The organism is Pedobacter sp. R-06, assembly GCF_049913135.1.
In the GTDB taxonomy this organism is placed as follows: domain Bacteria; phylum Bacteroidota; class Bacteroidia; order Sphingobacteriales; family Sphingobacteriaceae; genus Pedobacter.
This window is the reverse complement of sequence record NZ_CP183977.1, coordinates 6615489-6637808: the sequence shown is the minus strand read 5'-3', so window position 1 is coordinate 6637808 and position 22320 is coordinate 6615489. Positions and strand designations below refer to the sequence as shown.

The following is a 22320-nucleotide window of genomic DNA, read 5'->3' as shown; positions in this document are numbered from 1 at the left end:
ATTAAGGCGATGGAAAAGAAAACCCTAAACCCTCAACCTTCCCGCCTTTTACCTTACTAAGGAACGATCTCTTCCAAATAACTCTCTACTGGCGGACATGCACAGATCAATGATCTATCGCCATGGCTATCGTTAACACGACCAACTGATGGCCAGAACTTACGTTCTAACACATAAGGAAGTGGGAACGCAGCTGTTTGACGGCTATAAGCATGATCCCATTCATTGGCAGTAATTACCGAAACCGTATGAGGTGCATTTTTTAATGGGTTATCTATTTTATCTAAAGTACCATTTTCTACCGCAGTAATTTCGTTTTTAATCGCGATTAAGGCATCACAAAAACGGTCTAACTCGTGTTTAGGCTCCGATTCTGTAGGCTCAACCATTAAAGTACCTGCAACGGGGAACGAAACTGTAGGTGCATGGAAACCATAATCCATTAAACGTTTTGCGATATCGGTTACTTCAATTCCGAAAGCTTTGAACGAACGGCAATCTAAAATCATCTCGTGTGCACAACGGCCCTGAGCACCTGAATAAAGTACCGGATAATGTTGCTCTAAACGCGCTTTCATGTAGTTTGCGTTTAAAATAGCATATTTTGTAGCGTTGGTTAATCCCTCAGCACCCATCATGGCAATATAAGCGTGAGAAATGATCAAAATCGAAGCTGAACCCCAAGGTGCAGATGAAACTGCAGAAATAGATTTTCCTTTATCGATATCAACCACAGCATGACCTGGAAGATAAGGAACCAGGTGTTTCGCCACACCAATTGGCCCCATACCAGGACCACCACCACCGTGAGGGATACAGAAAGTTTTGTGCAAGTTTAAATGGCAAACATCGGCACCGATATTGGCCGGACTTGTTAAACCAACCTGTGCATTCATATTCGCACCATCCATATATACCTGTCCGCCATTAGCGTGGATGGTTTCGCAGATTTCGATAATGCTTTCTTCGAACACCCCGTGGGTAGATGGATAAGTTACCATCAAACACGATAAGTTGTCTTTGTGTAATTCTGCTTTTGCTTTTAAATCTTCAACATCGATGTTACCGTTTTCTAAAGATTTCACTACAACAATTTTCATATCGGCCATGGCTGCAGAAGCAGGGTTTGTTCCGTGTGCCGAAGCAGGAATTAACGCTACATTACGATGAAAATCTCCTCTATCGTGGTGATAAGCACGGATAACCATTAATCCTGCATATTCGCCCTGAGCACCGGCATTTGGCTGTAAGCTCATTGCGGCAAAACCAGTGATTTCGCTTAACCATTTATCCAGTTCATTAAAAACCGAATAATAACCCAATACCTGATCGGCAGGTGCAAACGGGTGGATGCGACCAAAGTGAGACCAGGTAACCGGAATCATCTCTGCAGTTGCATTTAATTTCATGGTACAGCTACCCAAAGCAATCATCGAGTGGCAAAGTGATAAATCTTTTGCTTCTAGTGATTTGATATAACGCAACATCTCATGCTCTGAATGATGCGAGTTAAAAATTGGGTGGGTTAAATAAGCCGAAGTACGTTGCAAAGCAGCCGGAATAACGGTTTCTACATTTTCTATCACTTCAACCTGATCTGCTGCCACAGCTTTAACTTTAGCAAAGATTTTAGCAATTAAGGCTACATCTTCGAAAGTACTGGTTTCGTCGAACGAAATAGTTGCAACGTTACCAACATAATTTAAGTTGATTTCGTTATCGATACATCCTGAATGGATACCGCCTTTTAAATCGCCTAAATCGAAACGGATCGTATCGAAATAAGCAGAATTTAACTGCTCAAAGCCTAAACCTTTCAACGTAGAAGCTAAACTGATGGCCAAACCGTGTGTACGTTCTGCAATTGCTTTTAATCCTTTCGGACCGTGGTAAGCAGCATAAAAACCAGCCATAATGGCCAATAATGCCTGTGCGGTACAGATGTTTGATGTTGCTTTATCTCTACGGATGTGCTGCTCGCGGGTTTGCAAAGCCATACGTAAAGCATAATCGCCATGACTATCAATAGTTACACCGATAATACGACCTGGGATGTTACGTTTATATTCTTCTTTAGTTGCAAAAAATGCAGCATGTGGTCCACCGAAACCCATTGGGATACCCAAACGTTGGGTAGTTCCAACTACCACATCAGCTCCCCACTCGCCTGGAGGCGTTAACAAGGTTAAGCTTAAAATATCGGCAACTACAGTTAATTTAATATTTTGGTTGTGCAATGCAGATGCGAAGTCTTTGTAATCGAAAACTTCACCGTTTCCTGCCGGATACTGAACAATTGCCCCGAAGAAATCTTCAGTAGCTACGAAATCTAAATGACTTCCAATAACCAGTTCAATGCCATAAGGGTTAGCACGTGTTTTTAAAATATCGATCGTTTGAGGGAAAAGCAATTCAGAAACAAAGAACTTTTTAGCCGCCTGATTTTTACGCAAGCTATATTGCATAAACATCGCTTCAGCGGCAGCAGTACCTTCATCCAATAAAGATGCATTTGCAATTTCCATTCCGGTTAAATCGATAACCATCGTTTGGAAATTTAACAAAGCCTGCAAACGGCCCTGTGCAATTTCTGCCTGGTAAGGCGTATATTGTGTGTACCATCCTGGGTTTTCGAATACATTACGTAAAATTACACCCGGGGTAATGGTATCATAATAACCTTGTCCGATAAAGCTTTTGAAAACTTTATTCAACAATGAAGTTTGTTTTAAAGCACCAAGATATTCAGTTTCTGATTTCGCTGCAGGCAAGTTTAAAGGTTGTTTTAACCTAATTGCCGTCGGAACAGTTTGTTCAATCAGCTCATCAATAGAATTTACGCCAACAGTCTGCAACATTTCGGCTGTATCTGCCTCATTTGGTGCAATATGGCGATTTTGAAAATCTTCCTTGTAGTGGATATTTAAGCTCATGCGGTATGAATAATAAATTTGCGTGCAAAGGTAGCAAAAACGAAGCTGTATTTCACTATCAATCAGTGTAAAAAAGGCGTCTTATTCACACTTAAAAGCGACAAAATTGGTAGATTTTGTGCACAAACAAGAAGACAAACGTTTGTTCATTTTTAAACGGATACCCGATTATTTGGAAAGCAGGACATGTACTGAAATTAAAATCTGTTTAGCCCATCAACTTCGATCTTTTGTAGTCTGTTAGGCTGAGGCACGAAACATCTCCAATGTAAAATAGAAGCTACCAAAGGAAAGAAAAAAAGCATTTGCATAAATTTGAAAGCATCTACTCCTCGTTTTTATGTCAAAATATAAAAATAACGTCGCACTTTTAGTTCATGCCTGCGATAGTTATGAATTTCTTTATAAAGGTTTTGATTATACTTTCTCAGAAAACTGGGATTTTGAAATACCATGCAATTATTATTTCGCCACAGAAGAAAAAACCGCAGATGTGAATGGCTTCGCAAACATCAAATCGGGCAAAGGCGAATGGGCCGATCGCCTGGTAACGCTGTTGAGTAATATAAACGAAGAATATGTACTCTACTTCCAGGAAGATATGTGGTTAAGCAAACCCGTAAATTCTAAGTTCTTTACAACACTGTTCGAACAGGCAATTGAAAACGATTGGCAACAGGTTAAACTCCATAGTTCTAATGTTTACAAAACTAAAGAAACCACTAATTTTATTGAAGGATTTAATATTGCGGAGATCGATAATGAAGCGTCACTTTTTTTAATGTCGCACCAAATTACCCTTTGGAAAAAAGATTTTCTGCTTGCGCAACTTTATAAAAAAGAACATCCATGGAGGAATGAGCGTAAAGGTACAAGGAGGTTGAAGAAATTAAATCCTTTGATCCTTCATATCGATTGCTTTGCAGAAAACGGCGCGGAGGAAAACAATAAAAATAAAAACCCGTTTGAACGAAGCGAGTACTATGCCGTTTCGTTTAACAGCACCTTAAATCATAACGCCATTCGATTTATCGAGATATTAAGGTCGGGCAGTCAACCTCAAAAAGATTATGCTGCTAAGCTGCTAAACCATTACGATAACAATTTAACCCATGATGGCAAGGAAAGGCCGAAAAAAGAAGATTTGTTTAAAAAGCTTAAAACCTATCTGTGGAAAAAGAATTCGTAATTAATTTGGCATATCATACGGTTTGAAAAGCAATGGCTGTGCTAAAATTCAGGTTTGTTCCTGCCATCCGCTACAATCTTTTTGCTAATTCCTGGTTATACTGAAGGTTGCTGCAAACAAAAAGGATTTTCGCTTCTGTCGGGTTTAAAAACAATGGAAACTGCAAGGAACAAAGGCTGTATGGCGCAATAGGTATTACGCTTTTACCTTTGGTCTTTCGGCATTAGTCTTTGAATCTACTTCTGTACTTTCCAGCCCTCATCTTTACTCAACTTTAATTTATAGGTTTTGGTAATGAAGTTGCTGTTTTTATTGGCGTCTTTATCAAAGGGTTCGAAATCGGTGGTATTCATTTTAAGTGACACGGTAACCTTTGCAGTGCTCGAATTTACCTGAGAAAAATCTACAGGCTTTTCATCGGCTAAAACATATTCTACAACTTTTACAGTTGCTTTATCACCCTCCTGTTTCAACACCAACGGACTTGCCTTATCGGTTAAAGTGATCTGATAAACATAGCTGCTATCTTTTGATAAAAATTTTTTCTTCGCCTCTTTTAAACTTAATGAAACCAACCCTTTACTTGCTAAGGATTTATATTTTCCTAGCTCGAACATATCGTTTGTGCTGTTGAATTTGATCTCCCCAAAATTAAACCTGGCGGTTTTATATTCCGGATTAGCTTTTAAATAATCGGTAATTACCTCAGCAGCCTCATCCTGATTGATGGTAGTTTTGGTCTTACACGCGGTTAACCCAACGATGATAAAAGATAAAATATAAATAGTAAGTTTTTTCATGTGTATATGCTTTATGCTTTTTAAAGATATTTATTTTTAGTTTAACCACAAAAAACGCGAAGTTTTAATCTTTAAGGCTTAAACCACAAAGGCGCTAAGAACGCTAAGTTGCATTCAAGGCCAACAATAAATTCCAAAAGCCCTGCTTTGCGCCCTCTGCGTCGTCACTCTGTGAACTTTGCGGTAAAAAACTAGATTAATCTCGCTTTAAATATTTAAGATTTGGCAAAACCATCGCCGATAAAATTACCACAACACCAACCCATCTTAAAAACGATACCTGCTCTTGTAACACAAAACCTGCCATCATCACGGCAACAGGCAACTCTGCAGCGCTTAATATCGAACTTATGGCTGTTCCAATTCTGGGCACGCCTTCTGCGTAAAATAAAGGAGGAATAACCGTACCGAAAACTGAGATAATCAATCCCCATTTTAACAAACTACCATTTAAAGCACCGTTAAATAAGAATGTTGGCGGAAAAATAATGAATATCAGTATACAGGCACCGGTAATCATCAAGGCACTTTTTTGCAATGGAGCATATTCATTTCCAATTCTACCACTCAATAATAAAAAGCCGGCATAACAAATTGCAGCCAATAAACCGAAACCTATCCCTTTAAGATCCATACTTTCGATACTTGTTTCGGCCATCCCACTTGCTAAAACCGTTCCGCCCAAAACCAAGAGAATTGCCAAAAGCTGTAAACCTGTTGGTTTCTTTTTAAAAATTAGGTATTCCATTAAAATACTCATCCAGATGAACTGCATTAGCAAAATAATCGCCACCGAATTGGGCACCAACTTTACGCACTGATAATAAAAGATACTCACCAAGCCTGTACATGTTCCTGCGATTATCATTTTCCACCAAGCTGTTTTAGGCACAATAGCTTTAGCTTTATAAGTTGCTGTTCTACTTTGGAAGAAAAATAACACCCATAAAATTACGGCACCAAAGAAAGCCTGCGCCCCTGTAACATCGCCTAAAGTATAACCTTCGTGGTAAGCCAGTTTAACAAAAGTAGATAGGATGCCAAAACTACAGGCACCGAAAAAAACAAGGAGAATTCCTTTTAACATATAGTTTATTGTTTAACCGCAAAAGGCACCAAGGATTTCGCATAGAAGCGCAGCGCTTGATTAAACCGATGCACCTAACTTTGCGTTCTTTGTGCCCTTTTTCTTTGCAGTCTTTGCGGTTAAAAACTAGGCCAATTGTTGTAAATATTTCTGAATGGTGGTTTCCAAACCTAAATAAAGTGCATCGCTGATTAAAGCGTGACCAATTGAAACTTCCAATAAACCAGGGATACTTTGCGCAAAATAATGCAGGTTATGTAAATCAAGATCGTGTCCTGCATTAATTCCCAGACCTAATCTGTTGGCATGGTGTGCTGCCGCAATATAATTCACTATTGCCTTTTCGCGATCGGCAAAATAGTTATGAGCATAAGCCTCTGTATACAATTCAATGCGGTCTGTTCCGGTTTCTACGGCTCCCTCAACCATCTCTACAACCGGATCTACAAAAATAGAAACGCGGATACCTTCCTTTTGGAAAACAGCAACCATTTCTTTCAGGTAGTCTTTGTGTTTAACCGTATCCCAACCGTGGTTTGATGTAATCTGACCTTCGGCATCAGGCACCAAAGTAACCTGCGCCGGTTTGTTAGCCAATACCAGATCAACAAATTTATCTTCCCTACAATTTCCTTCAATATTAAATTCTGTCGCAATAACAGCCTTTAAATCGTAAACATCCTGGTAACGGATATGGCGTTCATCGGGCCGTGGGTGCACGGTAATTCCCTGCGCGCCGAAACGCTCGCAATCTAGTGCAACCTTAACCAGATCAGGATTATTACCTCCGCGACTGTTGCGGAGTGTAGCAATTTTATTGATATTAACCGATAACTTTGTCATGAAGCAAAGATAGGGCTTTGCCTCTGTTAATCTTAAACCTTAAAAAAATTTGACTTTTTTTTGCTCATATTTGCTTCTTGTAAATGAACTTAAAAGATACAACACTATATAAATTCCTGATCGTTTTACTTGCAATTGCGAGTATACCGGCACTTTTTGGCGGCGTGATGGAACCCGATGGCGCATTGTATGCTTCCATGTCTAAAAACATCATCCTGTTTAAAGATTGGTTTAACCTTTATGGCCGTGGGGCCGACTGGCTGGATAAACCGCACCTCACTTTTTGGATTTCTGCAGCATCCTTTAAAATTTTCGGAATCTCATCCTTCGCCTATAAATTACCATCATTTCTGTTCGGTTTACTGGGTGCGCGGTATTTATACAAATTAGCCAAAGATATATATGATGAAAAAACCGGATTGATCAGCGCAGTTATTTTTCTGAGTGCTTTACATATCATCACCTCTACTTTTGATGTTAGGGCCGAAATTTATATTACCACCTTTACATTAGCATCTATTTATCATTATTATAAAGCACATCAAAATTCTTTCTGGCACATTGTAGCAGGTTCATTTTTTGCAGCCTGCGCGATATTGATCAAAGGAATTTTTGTATTAATTCCTGTATTTGCTGGTTTTATCATCTACTGGTTGCTTACAAAACAGTACCATCAGCTTTTAAAACCAAAATGGTATATCGCTATTCTTTTGATTTTTGTTTTCATTACCCCTGAGCTGTATTCGCTTTACACGCAATTCGATCTGCATCCTGAAAAAATTGTTTTTGAAAGAACCGGCGTTTCGGGCCTAAAATTTTTCTTTTGGGACAGTCAGTTTGGGCGGTTTTTTAACAACGGGCCAATTAAAGGCAAAGGGGATATTTCGTTTTTTCTACACACTACTCTTTGGGCATTCCTTCCCTGGTCTGTACTATTTTATACGGCCGTAATAAATCTGTTTAAAAGAAAAAATAGAATTGCTTTAGCCCCCGAAAGCATTATGATCTGGGCAAGTGCAGCGGTTACTTTTCTGATCTTTTCGCTTTCTAAATTTCAGTTGCCGCATTATATACTGATTATCTTTCCTCAGTTTTCGATCATCACAGCCTTGTACCTGAGAAAGCTTAGCAGCAAAGGTTTAAAAACCTTCTTTATTATCCAGAACATCATTTTCATTTTAGTTATTGCCTTACTTTCCATCTTAACCTTCTTCTTTGGATTCGAAAACCCGTATTTAATTATCGGTATCCTGATTGTTGTTCTCGCCATCTCTTTCTTACTATTTAAAGGCATTTTATTGGAAACCATCATTGCCAGAAGTGCATTTTTGTCTGTCGGATTAATGATATTTCTCTTCATTTTTTTCTATCCGGCCCTTTTAAAATATCAATCGGGTATGCAGGCAGGTAATTGGTTAAAGCAAAATTATCCTACTGCTAAGCCTGCAGTATTAAATTATATAGATGCATTTTCTTTTGATTTTTATGCCCCTGGTGAGGTAAAATATTTTCATAATTATACCGATCTCGACAAATCAAAAAACCTAAAAGACTTGGTTATATACATTCCAGAACAGGAATTGGCAAAACTAAAAAGCGAGTACCATGCTGAAATTCTAAAATCGTTTGAATATTTTCATACCACGAAACTGACAGGTAAATTTTTAAACGAGAAAACACGCCCTCAGGTTTTAGAGCAATTTTATTTGGTTAAAATACATTAACATGGATTTATTCTTCCGCATCTTAAAATTTGGACTAACGGGTTTTCTCGGGATGGCGATTGATTTTGGTGCAACCTGGTTGTGTAAGGAGAAAATCAAAATAAACAAATACATTGCCAATGCAATTGGATTTACGCTTGCCGTAACCAATAATTACCTGATTAACCGGATTTGGACATTCCAGAGCACCAATAGCCACTGGGGAACAGAATTTAGTAAATTTTTGGTAGTGAGTTTAATTGGCTTGGGATTAAATACTTTTATCATTTACCTTTTTCACCAAAGGAAAAACGGCACCAATTTTTATGTAGCCAAGTTCTTCGCGATTGTAATTGTTTTTGTGTGGAATTTCTTAGCAAATATGCTGTTTACTTTTAGGTAATTTCCCTTTCGCCATTAAGAAATTAAGGTCATTAAGAAAAATAAGCGTAATCTAAGTCATTCTATAGTAGTCACCTGAGAATATCTATGCTTCAAGCCTCAAGAAAAGATTACAAAATAAAGTCCTGAAACAAATCCGATAGCTATCGGATCAGGATGATGGTCGGCCCAAAATTTTCATGCAATTCGCGAAGACTAATGAGCTAATGACTACTGAACGAATGAACCATTCAGGTAACGTTTTTACCAATAAAATAGAACACAACAAGCCATATTAATCCTTTAATCAGGAAGAATAAAAACCCAACTAGCCCCACCCGCTTAAACCATAATTTTACTTTTTCTTTGTTCATGGCGATGTTTGTAAAGATAATTGATTTGACTTAAATTAGAAAGATTTTAAATAAGGAAATATGAAGTTATCTAAACCTTTGCTCCTCACTTTTTTTTATATCTACTTTTTCAGTTTAAAAATTTTCGCGCAAAATTTTGATGATATTAAGCGTTACAAGGTGAACTTTGCGACCGCCGCCCGCGCTAATGAAAAGCTAATTGCAATTAGAAGTTTTTCCGCAAATAATCAAAAATATTTATTGCTGGTGAATCCAGAAACTTTAGATACTAAAGTAGACCTAGCCAGTAATTATACCACAAGCAGCTTACAATTTCAAAACGTATTGGCGATTTTCAAAAATACAGCCTATGTTAAATCAATAGAAGCCGCGGCAGCTAAAGATTTGCAGCTTCAAAATGCGGGGATTGATCATGCCATTCCAAACGAAAAAGGGATTACCTTAACGATCGATCTTTGTCCATCGCATAAGGCTTTAGACAGGATTATTTTTCAATCTGTTTTTGATGAATTTAAAAAGATAGAACAGCCTGCGCCGCTCGCGGTTTCTGTTTCTGGTAAATGGATGCTGAAACATCAGGGTGATTTGAACTGGCTGAAAAGTTTGGTAGAGAAAAAGGAACTGAATATTACCTGGGTTAATCACACTTACAACCATGAAGTAAATAAGTTACCATTATCTGAAAACTTTCTATTGGCTCCAGGTACCAATTTAGATATAGAAGTATTGGAGAATGAAAAGCTGATGCTTAAAAATGGATTAACCCCATCGGTATTTTTCCGTTTCCCAGGTTTGGTATCGGATAAGGCGATTGTAGAAAAAATTGAGGCTTACGGATTAATCCCGGTTGGAAGTGATGCCTGGCTCGCCAAAGGCCAACAGCCCAATGCGGGTAGTATTGTATTGATACACGGCAACGGAAATGAAGAAATTGGGGTGAAAGATTTTATTCAGTTGCTAAAAACCAAACAGACAGATGTAAAAAGCAAACAATGGCTACTTTTTGATTTAAGAGAGGGCTTGGAAAAGGAATTTGAATAGCCTGCTTTTTAACCGTAAAGGAAAGGCGCGGAGCACGCAAAGCTTGGTTCAGATAGTTTTAAATCAGCCTTAGTGCCTCTTTGCGAAAAACTTTGCCCTCTTCGCGGTAAGACAACTATTTCTTAACCGGTAATAACTTTATTTCTTTGGCTTTAAAGCGGTTGTTTACAATTTCGCCGGTAACTTCTGCTTTGCTTACGGCATTGCAAAAACCATGTTCGCTATGGGCATCGCCAAAATCATCAATACCTTTTCCATCAACAAAATAAGATTTACCATCTATTTTCACAGCTAACTCGCAATCTTTACCTTTCATTTTAAACTGACATTCGCCACAAGCAATATCTACTGTTTGTTTAGTAATTACTTTTGCTGTTTCAGCTTTTTTAGGAGCAGTTTGAGCATTTGCAGAAACTACAAATACACCAAGAACTAGTGCAAATATTAATTTTTTCATCTCTTTTCTTTTTTCAAATGTAAGTTTTCAGCAGCAAAAGAACTACAATTCCCTGTAAAATAAACCTGATGGGAACGAACATCCCGATTCTTCCATCGGGATAAAGTGTACAGCAGGACTGATTTCTCCGATGAGCACTGAACTAACGTTTTCAAATATTCAAAAAAGATCATTTGCTCATTAGAAACACCCCATCCTACGGACACCCTCTGGGAGAGGGGAATGAAAAAGGGACATGCATATTGCATATCCCTTCAATATTATGATATTAGTTAGCTGCTAACTAAAAACGGTAAACTGAACTAGTACCTGTATGTATCTGCTTTGAACGGACCTTCTACCGGTACACCGATATAATCAGCCTGGTGCTGATCCAAAACATCTAATTCTACTCCGATTTTTTCTAAATGTAAACGGGCAACTTTTTCATCTAAATGTTTAGGCAAAGTATACACTTTGTTTTCGTAAGCAGCAGTGTTTGTCCAAAGCTCCAATTGAGCCAAAGTTTGGTTGGTAAATGAATTACTCATTACAAAACTTGGGTGGCCAGTTGCGCAGCCTAAGTTAACCAGACGACCTTCGGCCAGGATAATTACATCTTTACCATCAATGGTGTATTTATCAACCTGAGGTTTAATTTCTACTTTAGTATCACCATAAGCGCTATTTAACCAAGCCATATCGATTTCGTTATCGAAGTGACCGATGTTACAAACAATCGCTTTATCTTTTAATGCCCTGAAGTGTTGCTCGCGAACAATATCACAGTTACCAGTAGTGGTTACCACGATATCAGCTTCTTTAATGGCATTAGCCAGTTTTTTAACTTCATAACCTTCCATTGCAGCTTGCAACGCACAGATCGGGTCAATTTCGGTAACAATAACACGTACACCTTGCGAACTTAACGATTCTGCAGAACCTTTACCTACATCACCATAACCACAAACAACAGCCACTTTACCAGCCATCATTACGTCAGTTGCACGACGGATCGCATCAACCAACGACTCGCGGCAACCGTATTTGTTATCAAATTTAGATTTGGTAACCGAATCGTTAACGTTAATTGCAGGTAAGTGCAATGTTCCGTTTTTCATTCTTTCGTACAAACGGTGAACACCAGTAGTAGTTTCTTCTGATAAACCTTTAATTCCAGCAATTAGCTCAGGGTATTTATCAAAAACCATATTGGTTAAATCGCCACCATCATCCAAAATCATGTTTAATGGTTGTTGCTCAGGACCGAAGTGTAAAGTTTGCTCAATACACCAGTCGAATTCTTCTTCATTTAAACCTTTCCAGGCGTAAACCTGAATACCAGCAGCAGCAATTGCAGCCGCAGCGTGATCTTGTGTAGAAAAAATATTGCAAGATGACCAGGTAACTTCAGCACCCAGTGCAGTTAATGTTTCGATTAATACAGCCGTTTGGATGGTCATGTGCAGACAACCTGCAATGCGCGCACCTTTTAACGGTTGTGTTGGACCGAATTCTTTACGTAAGCTCATTAAACCTGGCATTTCTGCTTCGGCTAATTCGATTTCTTTACGGCCCCATTCTGCCAGTGAAATGTCCTTAACTTTGTAAGGGATATAAGAAGTCTCTACTGATGACATAATTATTTGTTTTAAAATGAAATGCAAAGTTACCACATCCCTTTGTGAAAGCCAAATAATTAAAAGTGCAAGCAGGTTTACAGATTGTAAAATCTCTTAGGGATTATGGTAAGAATCTCATTCCTAAGCAGAAACACATTAAAGAGATAATGGTTGATTTGAAAAGCAAAACCAGCAGTTCTTGGGTCAGGTTCAGCCCTGCCATCCACTACAGCTCCGATAGAAAACCTGTGAAACAAGCAAGCACACAAACAAAACACAAACTGATGCTCAAATCGGAGGCTGCCGTTCCTGTCAGGTTTAGATTACATAAAATTGTGCTTCGTTTGTAAAGCTGAGAGCAACATAAAATAAAAATTGATTTACAGCGAATTAAGACAAATGGAAATTTAAAAAGAAAATATAATAAACCAAGTATCGGAAGAATCGATAATGAATTCCTAGTCAGCTTTGGATTAGCCAGTAATTTATGACTAATTTTGGACGTGAAAAAAATATTAACGCCGCTCTTAATTGCAGTTTCTCTATTCGGCTGCAAAAAATATCCGAACGAATCAAGTTATGTAACTATAGCTTACGAAGTTGAAGTTGGGTACCTTGATGGACAAAACAACTGGGTACAACCAACATCCCTGCCTGAAAATTTCGAAGCTGAAATAAGTTTTACCAAACCAGATGGATCAACTCAAATCGAGAAAATTTCTGGTAGCAATCTTGGTGCTGGGGAACAATTAGATTTCGACAAAAATGGGCCTGTCAAAGATTTAAAGCTTACTTGGACCTCTAATTTTGCAGCTTCAAGATTCAGATTTAATAGCGTTATCAGGAGATCTTTCTCAGTTGGTAAAATTACAACAGGACGTCTAGCTTCAGCTAAGAATTCGTCCAACGGTTCTCTGCAGACCACTATAGATGCAAAACCACTTAAATATTGATAAAATATTTATTATTAGTTGGATAAAATATAATTTGAAAAGCAAAACTAGCAGTCTTCAGGTTAGCTTGGTTCTGCCATCCACTGTAGTTCCGGTAGAATAAATCGGAGGCTGCCATTCCCATAAGGTTTAGATCACATTAAACTGTGCTGCGTTTGTAAAGTTGAGAACAACCTAAAATAAAACTTTGATTTACAGATAATTATTTCTTAAATTGTTATAACCAAATTAAGTTTTATGAAAAGCGTAAAACACTTATTAGATACCAAACAGGTACGGATTATCTCGGTATCAGAAAATATTTCTGTTTTAGATGCCTTAAAGGTAATGACAGAAAAGAACATCAGCGCGGTATTGGTCATGGAAAACGATCGGCTACACGGTATTTTTACAGAACGCGATTATGCCAGAAAAATCATCCTTCAGGGTAAATCATCAAAAGACACCTTGATTAAAGAAGCGATGACTGCCAATCCAATCACCATTAGTTTAAGCGACAGCATTGATTATTGCATGGAGCTGATGACAGATAAACACATCCGCCATTTACCGGTTGTAGAAAACGATGAGGTAAAAGGAATGGTTTCGATCGGCGATGTGGTGAAGTTTATCATTGCAGACCAGAAACAGACCATTTCGCAATTGGAAAGCTACATTAGTGGTTAATACTGAGTTGGATTATGTTGGTTGGTGAGGCACCAACCAATAGCTGAGGCCTACGCTTTCACCGCTACTTTATCTTCCGTTTTACCCGATTGGTGCATTTCGAGTTTTCCATTGTATTGTGCGCCTAGCTCAATTTCAACGGCCTCTGTTTTAATGTCGCCATTAACCCTGCCCGTCTTTTTTATTTCCAGGTTTTGAGCTTTTACATTTCCGTTAACGGTTCCGTATATAATGGCCGAACCTGTTTGAATGTCGCCTTTAATCATCCCTTTTTCACCTAAAACAACACCGCCTTCAACATTTACGTTCCCGATTACGGTTCCGTCGATCCTGATTACTGCTTTCCCTTTTAGCTCGCCGGTAATGGTAAAGCCAAGGCCAATCAGGGTTGAAATTTCTTGTTGGCTCAGGTCTTTAATCTGGTTGTTTTTCTTGAACATATTTCTTATAAGGTTAAAAAGGATCTTGGATTTATAACTTTACCATTTTTATGCACTTCATAATGTAAATGAGGCCCGGTTGACCGCCCTGTTGAGCCCGCTTTGCCAATATTATTACCAGCAATTACATTTTCATCAACCTTTACTAAAATTTTAGAGAGGTGGCCATAATAAGTTTCGAATCCGTTGCCGTGTTTAATCACAATACAATTGCCATAACCACCCCGTCTCCCTGCAAAAACCACTTTACCATTTGCTGTACTTTTAACAAAATCGCCATAATTGGCCCTGATATCCAACCCCTTATGCGTCTCCACATTTTCACCACTGAAAGGATTTTCGCGATGCCCATACCCGGATGTGATTGTACCTGAATGTGGATATCCCATAGGTGTATAGGCCACGTTATAGGCAATTTTACTCAGGTAGTTGTCGTAAAATTCGCCGATTTCTTCAGCCGATAAAATATCATCGCTTTGTTCTCCACCTTCATTGCCCGTTAAAATTGGCTTTAACCCTCTTGCCTTTAAGTATTTGTTTATGGTGAGCAGTTTTTTATCGATTGATTGGTAATGCTTTTTCAGGGAAGAAGTATCGATAACAGATAGTTTGTCTTTACTTTTTAAAAGTGCCAGTTCGAGTTTACTCTTGGCTAATTCTGCACTCGAATTACTGCGGATCAGGTAAAATAAACTGAATATAAGTATTAAGAATAATCCTAAAACGCCTAAAATATACTTTTTCCAATGTACAATGTATCCTGTTGGAACTTGAATGGGCTTGCTTGAACTTTGATTTTTATTTACAAAAATTACGGTTGTTCTGCTCCGTTTTCTGTTCATTTTTACTCCGATTTTTTGTTTGGGACTAAAACAAATATATGATTAACAACTACATAGTCAAAAACTAAGCTCAGATTTAACACTTACAGGAATAAAAATCACAACGTATTAACATCGAATTAACCCACACTTCATTGCCCACGCTAGTTAAAAGACAGATTTGTAACATTTAGGTGGTTTTCTCTGTAAAGCCATTTAAGCGATCGGCACAACCAATACTATTAAAAAACTATATTCGTAGACAAAATATTTTAATGAAAGCCCTAATTTATCCGGCAGTCGCACTCCTATTCAACATTATTCTCTTTAATAGTTTCCCCATGGCCGGTGGTGGCGTAAGTATAGGGGCATTATTAACCATTCCAGTCATAGGCCTAATCTCACTTTTACTTACGCTCACCCATTACATATTACGAAGAAAAAAGATTACCAGAAAATATTTTCAACCCATTGGGATCACCTTAACCGTTTTGATCAGTTATTTTTTATTTATTACCGATAAAGGCAACACCCCAATTGATATTATAGGCAGGATGATTAAAACAGCAAGAAATTACAACAATATTAAGCTGACTGATTTCTACTTATACCACATTCCATCCAATGCCGAAAAGATATTAGCAGCAAAGAAAAAGTTTAAAGATCATATTCCTGATACGGCATATACTATTAATGTTTTTAAACCCAACGATTATAAAACAATAGAAACCTTCGGTATTTTTTATAAAAATGGGAAACCTATAGCTGTAAATGAGAATGTTAAAATCAGGCAAATAAACAGGACGGCAATTATGCTCACAAGAATTTTAGGACAGGATAGTTTAAGTTTTGTTCTATCGCCATTGGCAATAAAGGAAGGAGAAAGCAGGATAAATGGTTTTTCGGAAGAAAATCCTAAAAGAAAGCCAGAAGAATCGTTAAGACAGGCTGACATTAACCCTGTTAGTAAAAGAACAACATTAGACCGGCAATTCTTCGCTTACAAAGTGTTTTATTGGTTGCTTTAACAGCAAAATTTAATCGTCATTTCGAACAGAGCCGAGAAATCTTTTAAGGCAGTCTCGCAAAGATTTCTCCTCCGAAGGAGTTCCTTTAGAACACTACGGTCGAAATGACGAATTATCTTACGGGAATTAAGGATATAAAAATCTGTGCAATCCCTACATCTGTGTAATCAACCCGCAGGCAACATCAGTGTAATCAATCCGTAAGAAAAGAGGCAAGAAAATCCATGAATTTATTTCCATCTCCACTCACCAGCAATACTCAAGGGCTCCTTTAGATTCTGCGATTCTAAGAAAGCCCTTAATTCTTCTTCGCCCTGAACACCAACCGGAATTTTCGGTGTATTGGCTAAAGCGTAAGTTAACATGGCGCTGTAACGCACTGTATTTTTAAGTTCCTGCTCATCAACCAGTTTAAAACTATCGCCATCTGAGTGATAGAACGGACCTGAGTTATTCGGCAGTTTACCACCAAAACCACCTCCGGTAGGAATACCTTCTAACATAAACGGTTGATGATCGCTATGCAAACCTGCGCCTGCATTAAACAGATTTTTGAAACCGGTATCAATTTTTACAATATCAGCACCCCAGGCCGTAAATAAATCTTTCATTTCTGCTCGTGAAGTAGAGAAACCTTTCGGATCGTTGGTCATGTCGTAGTTCAACATAAATTTAACCTGGCTTAATGTTTTGTCTTTCTTAGCCTGATCGATGTAAGCTTTAGACCCCAATAAACCTTGCTCCTCGCCCATAAACAGCACAAATTCTACGGTACGTTTGGTTTTTAAATTTAGCTTCTTAAAGGTACGTGCCATATCCATAATAGCAAAAGAACCAATTCCATTGTCGATTGCTCCGGTTGCTAAATCCCAGCTATCTAAATGTCCGCCGACTACAATTTTATCCTTAGGCCACTCGGTTCCTTTAAAAGTTGCCACTACGTTTCTCGCTTTAATCAAACCCGAGAAATTGGTCATGGCAATATGCGCGATCTGTGGCTGTGATTTAATTTTTTCCTTTAAAGCTGTACCGTCTTCCAGTCCAATACAAATAGCGGGAATGGAGATCAACTTACCCGTTACCGAAGCTGTTCCGGTTAAAAGTACACCATCTTTTACGGTGTTAATAATGATCACCCCAATTGCTCCATATTTTGTGGCAATGGCTGTCTTTTCAGAGCGGTGCAATGATTTTGTTCCAGCCGGAGAACCTGGTAATACACCAAGATAAATCAGTGCAATTTTACCTTTAAACTTCTCGGGATTGGCCTGATAATCTGCTTCAAGTCCATTACCTGCATCTACTATTTCACCAGTAACGTCTGCGCTAACCGGCGAATGCGCTAGGGTAACGGCCTTCATTTTGGTCAGACTGTTTTTATCGGCCCCAATTTCCACGCTGATTGTTTTTCTTGCCCAGCTTTCTACTTTGAAAGGTTGAAACTTCACTTCACAACCGTAAGATTTTAATAAATCGAAAGCATACTGCTCTGCTTTTGCGCCATTTGTAGAACCCGTTAAACGATGACCAATGGTTTCGGTTTCATATTTGAGTGTTTGATAAGCTTTTGAATTTTGCTGTACGTCAGCGTTGATCTTGGCAAAAACATCACCAAATTTATCCTGGGCATTTACAAATAAAGTAGTACAAAGTAGCGCTGAAGCGAAAAGATATTTCATTAGGAATAAAGTTTAGTTGCTGAAAATACAAATTTTAGCCAGAGATTGCTAGCTGTAACGTATATTTTGCTCAATTGAGTCGTCATACTGAACTTGTTTTACAAGTAGAAATAGTATTTTCAATTGTCTTGTAACTACTACGTGGTCAGTATCTATTCTGCTGATGCGTTGTCATTAAGACCATGAAACAAGTTCAGGGTGACGATTCGCGTATAGAACGCTGTAAAATTACTATTGCTGATAAAAATTACAGCTTTACTTGCGCCTTTTTCTTCGGAAAAACCAGTGAAGCCACTATACTAATCACTAAGATACTCAGAATCACGATCAAAGAATGCTCGGTAGTAAAGCCCCATTTCTCCAGATAAGTATGCCCCAACATTTTTATCCCGATAAATGCCAATAATACGGCTAATCCGGTTTTTAAATAGTGGAATTTATGGATGATATTCACCAATAGGAAAAACATAGAACGCAAACCCATAATGGCAAAAATATTAGAGAAAAATACAATGTAAGGATCTTTTGTTACCGCAAAAATAGCCGGAATAGAATCGACAGCGAATAAAAGATCGGTAAACTCAACAATCAGCAGCACCAAAAACAAAGGCGTTACCAGTGTTTTATGGTTAATTTTTACGAAGAATTTTTTACCCTCATACTTTGGATGGATAGAAAATATTTTCGAGGCCCATTTTACCACAGGGTGATTTTCGGGATCAATCTTATCATCTTCATCTTTGCTAAAAAACATTTTTACACCAGTAAAAACAAGGAAAGCGCCAAACAAATAGAGTATCCATGCAAATTTTGCAATTAGTGCTGCACCAACAAAAATGAAGATGAAACGCATAATAATGGCACCCAAAATACCCCAGAACAATACGCGGTGATAATATTTTTCTTCAACGGCAAAGGCTGAAAAAACCAGTACGATAACAAAGATATTATCTACAGAAAGTGCATACTCAATTACATAACCGGTTAAAAATTCTAAGCCGAGGTTTTGTCTATAAATTGCTAAACTTCCTTCAAAATCATTAGGAATTAGTTTAATGTGGTGCTGGTGTCGCGTTACAATTTCTTGCAGGTATGCAAAATTCTTTATCCCATGAAGCTGATGCCCTTCGGTTAACAGGATAAAGTAAAAACCGATAGCCAAAGCCACCATAATCAAACTCATCACCCCAGCTTGTTTTAAGCTCACCACATGCTCTTTCCTGCTAAATAGACCAAGGTCTAAAGCAAGAATCAACGCAATAAAAAGAAGAAAACCTAAGCTAAAAAGTAATTCGTTACCCATTATTTTTTACGTTCAGTGGTGTACAGTACAAGTTGTTCTAAACCCGTTCGTGCTTCGCCTGCCTCAAAGCTGTGCAGAATATTAAATGCCTCCTTCTGGTACTCCAGCATTTTCTGGTTCGCGTAATACACACCTTCGTGGGCATTTACGAAATCTATAATCTGCTGAATTTTAACCGGATCGTCCTGATGATTTTTCACCAGGTTAATTATTTTCTTACGTTCAGTTTTTTCGGCTTTATTCAAAGCATAGATTAAAGGCAGCGTTACTTTCTTCTCTTTAATATCAATACCCAAAGGTTTGCCTACATCATCTGTCCCGAAATCGAAGGTATCGTCTTTAATCTGAAATGCAATTCCTACTTTTTCGCCAAACAGGCGCATTTTTTCTATCGTTTCATCATCAGCACCTGCCGAAGCAGCCCCGGCTGCACAACAAGAAGCAATTAAAGAAGCTGTTTTCTGTCGGATCACATCAAAATATAAATCCTCCGAAATATCCATCCTCCTCACCTTTTCTACCTGCAATAATTCGCCCTCACTCATCTGTTTCACCGCTTCCGATACAATTTGTAACAAACGGTGTTCGTTATTGTTTACAGAAAGCAACAATCCTTTTGCCAACAGGTAATCGCCAACTAAAACTGCAATCTTGTTTTTCCATAAAGCATTGATAGAGAAAAAGCCACGGCGCTCGTAAGCATTGTCTACCACATCATCATGCACCAAAGTAGCGGTATGTAAAAGTTCTACCAAAGCAGCGCCGCGATGGGTTGATTCTGTAATGCCACCACATAGTTTAGCAGCAAAAAATACGAACATCGGCCGCATTTGTTTGCCTTTTTGCTTTACAATATAATGGGTAATCCTATCCAGCAACGGTGCGTCGCTATGCATAGATTCTTTAAAGGTTTTTTCAAACGCTTTAATATCAGCAGCAATAGGTGTTTTTATCTGTTCGATTCCCGGCATTAAGTCGAAAAATTTTGATTGCAAACTTAAGCTAATTTCCCATAAAAAGGTAATGTGCAATCGTATTATTAAGGATTTGAAAAGCAATAGCTTAATCTTTAATATCTTTTGCTCCTGTTATTGCCCATAGTCCTCGCCCTCATGCTTCGGGCTGTGGGCTATTTGGTGCCATCAGGTTTAACATTCTGGGGTAATGCAAACAAAAGCCCCTCCATACGATAATTAATTCCTCAGAAATATTAGCTTTATTTAATTTCAAATTTTACATTTAAACCAATATTAGCTGAGCCATAGATGAAAAAACGCTACAAAGTACTTATCGGCCTTTCGGCATTAATTGTTGCAGGCTACTTATTGGGGCCAAAACCTAAAAAGCCGGTTTACAACAAAGAACTTACCCAGGTTCCTGATCTCGAAGATTTAGACCGTTATGTGGCCAGTATCGAATCGATGCACAAAATAAAACCGGGTAACGAAGCCGAAATCATCTGGGCAGATTCCCTGCACAAGCAAACCGAGTATGCCATTGTTTACCTCCATGGTTTTTCGGCATCAAAAACAGAAGGCAATCCGGTCCATATAAATTTAGCCAAAGAATTAAATGCAAATTTATACCTCGCCAGGCTGGCCGATCACGGCATTGATACGCTTGCCCCTATGCAATATTTTACTGCCGACCGCCTTTGGGAAACCAGTAAACAGGCTTATGCTATCGGTAAAAAACTGGGCAAAAAAGTAATTTTAGTGGGCACTTCTACAGGTGGGACCGTCGCTTTAAAACTAGCGGCAACCTATCCGGAGATTAACAGTTTAATTTTATTGTCGCCCAATGTCGCCATTAACGATAAAAATGCATGGCTTTTGAATAACCCCTGGGGTTTACAAATTGCCAGAAAAGTAGTGGGTGGTGATGAACGTAAAGTAGACGATCGTACCGACGAATATAAAAAATACTGGTACACCAATTACAGACTTGAATCGTTAGTAGAGCTGGAAGAATTTATCGAGAGCAGTATGGTAAAAGCAACTTTTCAAAAGGTAAAGCAACCCGTTTTAATGCTCTATTACTATAAAAATGAACTAGAGCAAGATCCTGTAGTGCGTGTAGATGCTATGCTAAAAATGTTCGATGAACTGGGCACACCGAATAATTTAAAAAGAAAAGTAGCTATCCCCAACGCAGGAAATCATGTAATGGGATCTTATATTACCTCGAAAGATCTGCCGAGTGTAGAAAAGGCTATTGAAAGTTTTGTGGGGATTACGTTGACAATACCTGTTAATCATTAAACTTATGAAATGATAATCAACTTTTTAAAGGCGCGAAGATTTAAGAAAGACATACGAAAATGGAAGAAAATATTGTCATGTTGTTAGCAAATGATTTTCCTGAGGTAGCAGATAATTATCTACATTGGACATTCAGCACAGCAGGGCAGCTTGCAAATAAAACAATATATATTTTACATCAAAGCACGGATAATTTCTATTATGAGCGAAACAGAGCGAAACATAAAAAACATTTCTTTTTAACAGGGGTTGAAGTATTGAATAAACAAACAGGAGCTTATATTCCAATAAGATTAACAATTTCCTATAATCTCATTCAAGATATCTCCCTACCACTTAACACAACACTAAGAAGTGAGTATGAATTATCAGAACTCAGGATTAATAACTTGCATAAAGAAGATTTCATCTTAAAAAACACTGAAGAAAAAAAACTTAAAAAAATCCTTTCTAATGTTAGTGAAGAGCAAAAAAAATTATTAGAAATTGAAGATACTATAGAAATTGAGCTCGACGAAAAATATTATTATACAATTATAGATATGGAGGATGGAAACTATATTGCCGTTAACAAAAGGGGGAATGTATTCAGATTAATCCATGATCATGAAGAACCAGCAAAAAAAATATTTCAAAATGTTCAAAAATTGATGGAATCATATTCTGGAGATAAATATGAGTTGCAAAAATATTTAGAACAATAATCATCGTCACTTCCTATTTACTAATAAATAGGAGCTGAAACAAGTTCAGCATAACG

20 protein-coding genes are annotated in these 22320 nt (G+C 38.0%); 9 read left to right on the top strand and 11 right to left on the bottom strand.

What is annotated here, in order from left to right; genetic code table 11:
* Positions 1-56: 56 nt before the first annotated feature.
* Positions 57-2933, bottom strand: a complete 2877-nt coding sequence (gene gcvP, locus ACN9MR_RS27195; RefSeq protein ID WP_426327553.1) for an aminomethyl-transferring glycine dehydrogenase — start codon at positions 2931-2933, stop codon at positions 57-59.
* Positions 2934-3273: 340 nt separating this feature from the next.
* On the opposite strand from gcvP, the gene ACN9MR_RS27190 reads away from it, so the two are divergent.
* On the top strand, positions 3274-4122 hold the full coding sequence (locus ACN9MR_RS27190) for a hypothetical protein (RefSeq protein WP_426327552.1): 849 nt from the start codon (positions 3274-3276) through the stop codon (positions 4120-4122).
* A 236-nt stretch (positions 4123-4358) separates the two neighbouring features.
* Here ACN9MR_RS27190 and ACN9MR_RS27185 read toward each other — a convergent pair whose 3' ends face one another.
* The 3 genes from ACN9MR_RS27185 to ACN9MR_RS27175 all read right to left on the bottom strand — a co-directional run bounded on the left by ACN9MR_RS27185 (position 4359) and on the right by ACN9MR_RS27175 (position 6852).
* Entirely contained in the window at positions 4359-4922 is a 564-nt protein-coding gene (locus tag ACN9MR_RS27185; protein WP_426327551.1) for a hypothetical protein, read from the bottom strand.
* 196 nt (positions 4923-5118) lie between these two features.
* Positions 5119-6009 (bottom strand): EamA family transporter, encoded by an 891-nt coding sequence (locus ACN9MR_RS27180; protein ID WP_426327550.1) that lies wholly within the window; start codon positions 6007-6009, stop codon positions 5119-5121.
* Between the two features lie 126 nt (positions 6010-6135).
* On the bottom strand, positions 6136-6852 hold the full coding sequence (locus ACN9MR_RS27175) for a pyridoxine 5'-phosphate synthase (protein ID WP_426327549.1): 717 nt from the start codon (positions 6850-6852) through the stop codon (positions 6136-6138).
* 83 nt (positions 6853-6935) lie between these two features.
* Here ACN9MR_RS27175 and ACN9MR_RS27170 point away from each other — a divergent pair, with 83 nt between their 5' ends.
* The 3 genes from ACN9MR_RS27170 (at position 6936) to ACN9MR_RS27160 (ending at position 10351) form a co-directional block, all read left to right on the top strand.
* A complete protein-coding gene (locus ACN9MR_RS27170) occupies positions 6936-8576 on the top strand; it encodes an ArnT family glycosyltransferase (protein ID WP_426327548.1) in 1641 nt (546 codons plus the stop codon).
* 1 nt (position 8577) lies between these two features.
* Positions 8578-8958: a GtrA family protein gene (locus tag ACN9MR_RS27165; RefSeq protein WP_121287766.1), complete on the top strand. Its 381-nt coding sequence runs from the start codon at positions 8578-8580 to the stop codon at positions 8956-8958.
* 412 nt (positions 8959-9370) lie between these two features.
* Positions 9371-10351 (top strand): polysaccharide deacetylase family protein, encoded by a 981-nt coding sequence (locus ACN9MR_RS27160; protein ID WP_426327547.1) that lies wholly within the window; start codon positions 9371-9373, stop codon positions 10349-10351.
* A gap of 115 nt (positions 10352-10466) precedes the next feature.
* On the opposite strand, the gene ACN9MR_RS27155 is transcribed toward ACN9MR_RS27160, so the two are convergent.
* Together ACN9MR_RS27155 and ahcY are read right to left on the bottom strand one after the other, a co-directional pair.
* A complete protein-coding gene (locus ACN9MR_RS27155) occupies positions 10467-10808 on the bottom strand; it encodes a DUF6370 family protein (RefSeq protein ID WP_426327546.1) in 342 nt (113 codons plus the stop codon).
* 302 nt (positions 10809-11110) lie between these two features.
* Positions 11111-12427: an adenosylhomocysteinase gene (gene ahcY / locus ACN9MR_RS27150; protein WP_426327545.1), complete on the bottom strand. Its 1317-nt coding sequence runs from the start codon at positions 12425-12427 to the stop codon at positions 11111-11113.
* Positions 12428-12912: 485 nt separating this feature from the next.
* Between ahcY and ACN9MR_RS27145 the strand changes: the two genes are divergently transcribed.
* Together ACN9MR_RS27145 and ACN9MR_RS27140 are read left to right on the top strand one after the other, a co-directional pair.
* Complete coding sequence (locus tag ACN9MR_RS27145) at positions 12913-13362, top strand: hypothetical protein (protein ID WP_426327544.1); 450 nt, start codon at positions 12913-12915, stop codon at positions 13360-13362.
* A 237-nt stretch (positions 13363-13599) separates the two neighbouring features.
* Positions 13600-14028, top strand: coding sequence for a CBS domain-containing protein (locus ACN9MR_RS27140; protein WP_426327543.1), 429 nt, complete (start codon positions 13600-13602; stop codon positions 14026-14028).
* A 50-nt stretch (positions 14029-14078) separates the two neighbouring features.
* Here ACN9MR_RS27140 and ACN9MR_RS27135 read toward each other — a convergent pair whose 3' ends face one another.
* Both ACN9MR_RS27135 and ACN9MR_RS27130 read right to left on the bottom strand, forming a co-directional pair.
* Positions 14079-14468 carry a bactofilin family protein gene (locus ACN9MR_RS27135; protein WP_426327542.1) on the bottom strand — a complete coding sequence of 130 codons (390 nt, stop codon included), beginning with the start codon at positions 14466-14468 and terminating at the stop codon, positions 14079-14081.
* A gap of 5 nt (positions 14469-14473) precedes the next feature.
* Entirely contained in the window at positions 14474-15310 is an 837-nt protein-coding gene (locus ACN9MR_RS27130; protein ID WP_426327541.1) for a M23 family metallopeptidase, read from the bottom strand.
* Positions 15311-15564: 254 nt separating this feature from the next.
* On the opposite strand from ACN9MR_RS27130, the gene ACN9MR_RS27125 reads away from it, so the two are divergent.
* A complete protein-coding gene (locus ACN9MR_RS27125; RefSeq protein WP_426327540.1) occupies positions 15565-16317 on the top strand; it encodes a hypothetical protein in 753 nt (250 codons plus the stop codon).
* A gap of 230 nt (positions 16318-16547) precedes the next feature.
* On the opposite strand, the gene ACN9MR_RS27120 is transcribed toward ACN9MR_RS27125, so the two are convergent.
* The 3 genes from ACN9MR_RS27120 to ACN9MR_RS27110 form a co-directional block, all read right to left on the bottom strand.
* A complete protein-coding gene (locus ACN9MR_RS27120; RefSeq protein ID WP_426327539.1) occupies positions 16548-17996 on the bottom strand; it encodes a M20/M25/M40 family metallo-hydrolase in 1449 nt (482 codons plus the stop codon).
* Positions 17997-18243: 247 nt separating this feature from the next.
* Positions 18244-19299: a TerC family protein gene (locus tag ACN9MR_RS27115; protein WP_426327538.1), complete on the bottom strand. Its 1056-nt coding sequence runs from the start codon at positions 19297-19299 to the stop codon at positions 18244-18246.
* Entirely contained in the window at positions 19299-20270 is a 972-nt protein-coding gene (locus tag ACN9MR_RS27110) for a polyprenyl synthetase family protein (RefSeq protein WP_426327537.1), read from the bottom strand. Before ACN9MR_RS27110 ends, ACN9MR_RS27115 begins: the two co-directional genes overlap by 1 nt.
* 294 nt (positions 20271-20564) lie before the next feature.
* Between ACN9MR_RS27110 and ACN9MR_RS27105 the strand changes: the two genes are divergently transcribed.
* Positions 20565-21560: an alpha/beta hydrolase gene (locus tag ACN9MR_RS27105; RefSeq protein WP_426327536.1), complete on the top strand. Its 996-nt coding sequence runs from the start codon at positions 20565-20567 to the stop codon at positions 21558-21560.
* 59 nt (positions 21561-21619) lie between these two features.
* On the top strand, positions 21620-22264 hold the full coding sequence (locus tag ACN9MR_RS27100) for a hypothetical protein (RefSeq protein WP_426327535.1): 645 nt from the start codon (positions 21620-21622) through the stop codon (positions 22262-22264).
* The last annotated feature ends 56 nt before the right edge of the window (positions 22265-22320 follow it).

Coding starts and splice junctions, on each gene's coding strand:
- gcvP (WP_426327553.1), bottom strand. CDS start 2,933: ATGAGCTTAAATATCCACTACAAGGAAGATTTTCAAAATCGCCATATT.
- ACN9MR_RS27190 (WP_426327552.1), top strand. CDS start 3,274: ATGTCAAAATATAAAAATAACGTCGCACTTTTAGTTCATGCCTGCGAT.
- ACN9MR_RS27185 (WP_426327551.1), bottom strand. CDS start 4,922: ATGAAAAAACTTACTATTTATATTTTATCTTTTATCATCGTTGGGTTA.
- ACN9MR_RS27180 (WP_426327550.1), bottom strand. CDS start 6,009: ATGTTAAAAGGAATTCTCCTTGTTTTTTTCGGTGCCTGTAGTTTTGGC.
- ACN9MR_RS27175 (WP_426327549.1), bottom strand. CDS start 6,852: ATGACAAAGTTATCGGTTAATATCAATAAAATTGCTACACTCCGCAAC.
- ACN9MR_RS27170 (WP_426327548.1), top strand. CDS start 6,936: ATGAACTTAAAAGATACAACACTATATAAATTCCTGATCGTTTTACTT.
- ACN9MR_RS27165 (WP_121287766.1), top strand. CDS start 8,578: ATGGATTTATTCTTCCGCATCTTAAAATTTGGACTAACGGGTTTTCTC.
- ACN9MR_RS27160 (WP_426327547.1), top strand. CDS start 9,371: ATGAAGTTATCTAAACCTTTGCTCCTCACTTTTTTTTATATCTACTTT.
- ACN9MR_RS27155 (WP_426327546.1), bottom strand. CDS start 10,808: ATGAAAAAATTAATATTTGCACTAGTTCTTGGTGTATTTGTAGTTTCT.
- ahcY (WP_426327545.1), bottom strand. CDS start 12,427: ATGTCATCAGTAGAGACTTCTTATATCCCTTACAAAGTTAAGGACATT.
- ACN9MR_RS27140 (WP_426327543.1), top strand. CDS start 13,600: ATGAAAAGCGTAAAACACTTATTAGATACCAAACAGGTACGGATTATC.
- ACN9MR_RS27135 (WP_426327542.1), bottom strand. CDS start 14,468: ATGTTCAAGAAAAACAACCAGATTAAAGACCTGAGCCAACAAGAAATT.
- ACN9MR_RS27130 (WP_426327541.1), bottom strand. CDS start 15,310: ATGAACAGAAAACGGAGCAGAACAACCGTAATTTTTGTAAATAAAAAT.
- ACN9MR_RS27125 (WP_426327540.1), top strand. CDS start 15,565: ATGAAAGCCCTAATTTATCCGGCAGTCGCACTCCTATTCAACATTATT.
- ACN9MR_RS27120 (WP_426327539.1), bottom strand. CDS start 17,996: ATGAAATATCTTTTCGCTTCAGCGCTACTTTGTACTACTTTATTTGTA.
- ACN9MR_RS27115 (WP_426327538.1), bottom strand. CDS start 19,299: ATGGGTAACGAATTACTTTTTAGCTTAGGTTTTCTTCTTTTTATTGCG.
- ACN9MR_RS27110 (WP_426327537.1), bottom strand. CDS start 20,270: ATGCCGGGAATCGAACAGATAAAAACACCTATTGCTGCTGATATTAAA.
- ACN9MR_RS27105 (WP_426327536.1), top strand. CDS start 20,565: ATGAAAAAACGCTACAAAGTACTTATCGGCCTTTCGGCATTAATTGTT.
- ACN9MR_RS27100 (WP_426327535.1), top strand. CDS start 21,620: ATGGAAGAAAATATTGTCATGTTGTTAGCAAATGATTTTCCTGAGGTA.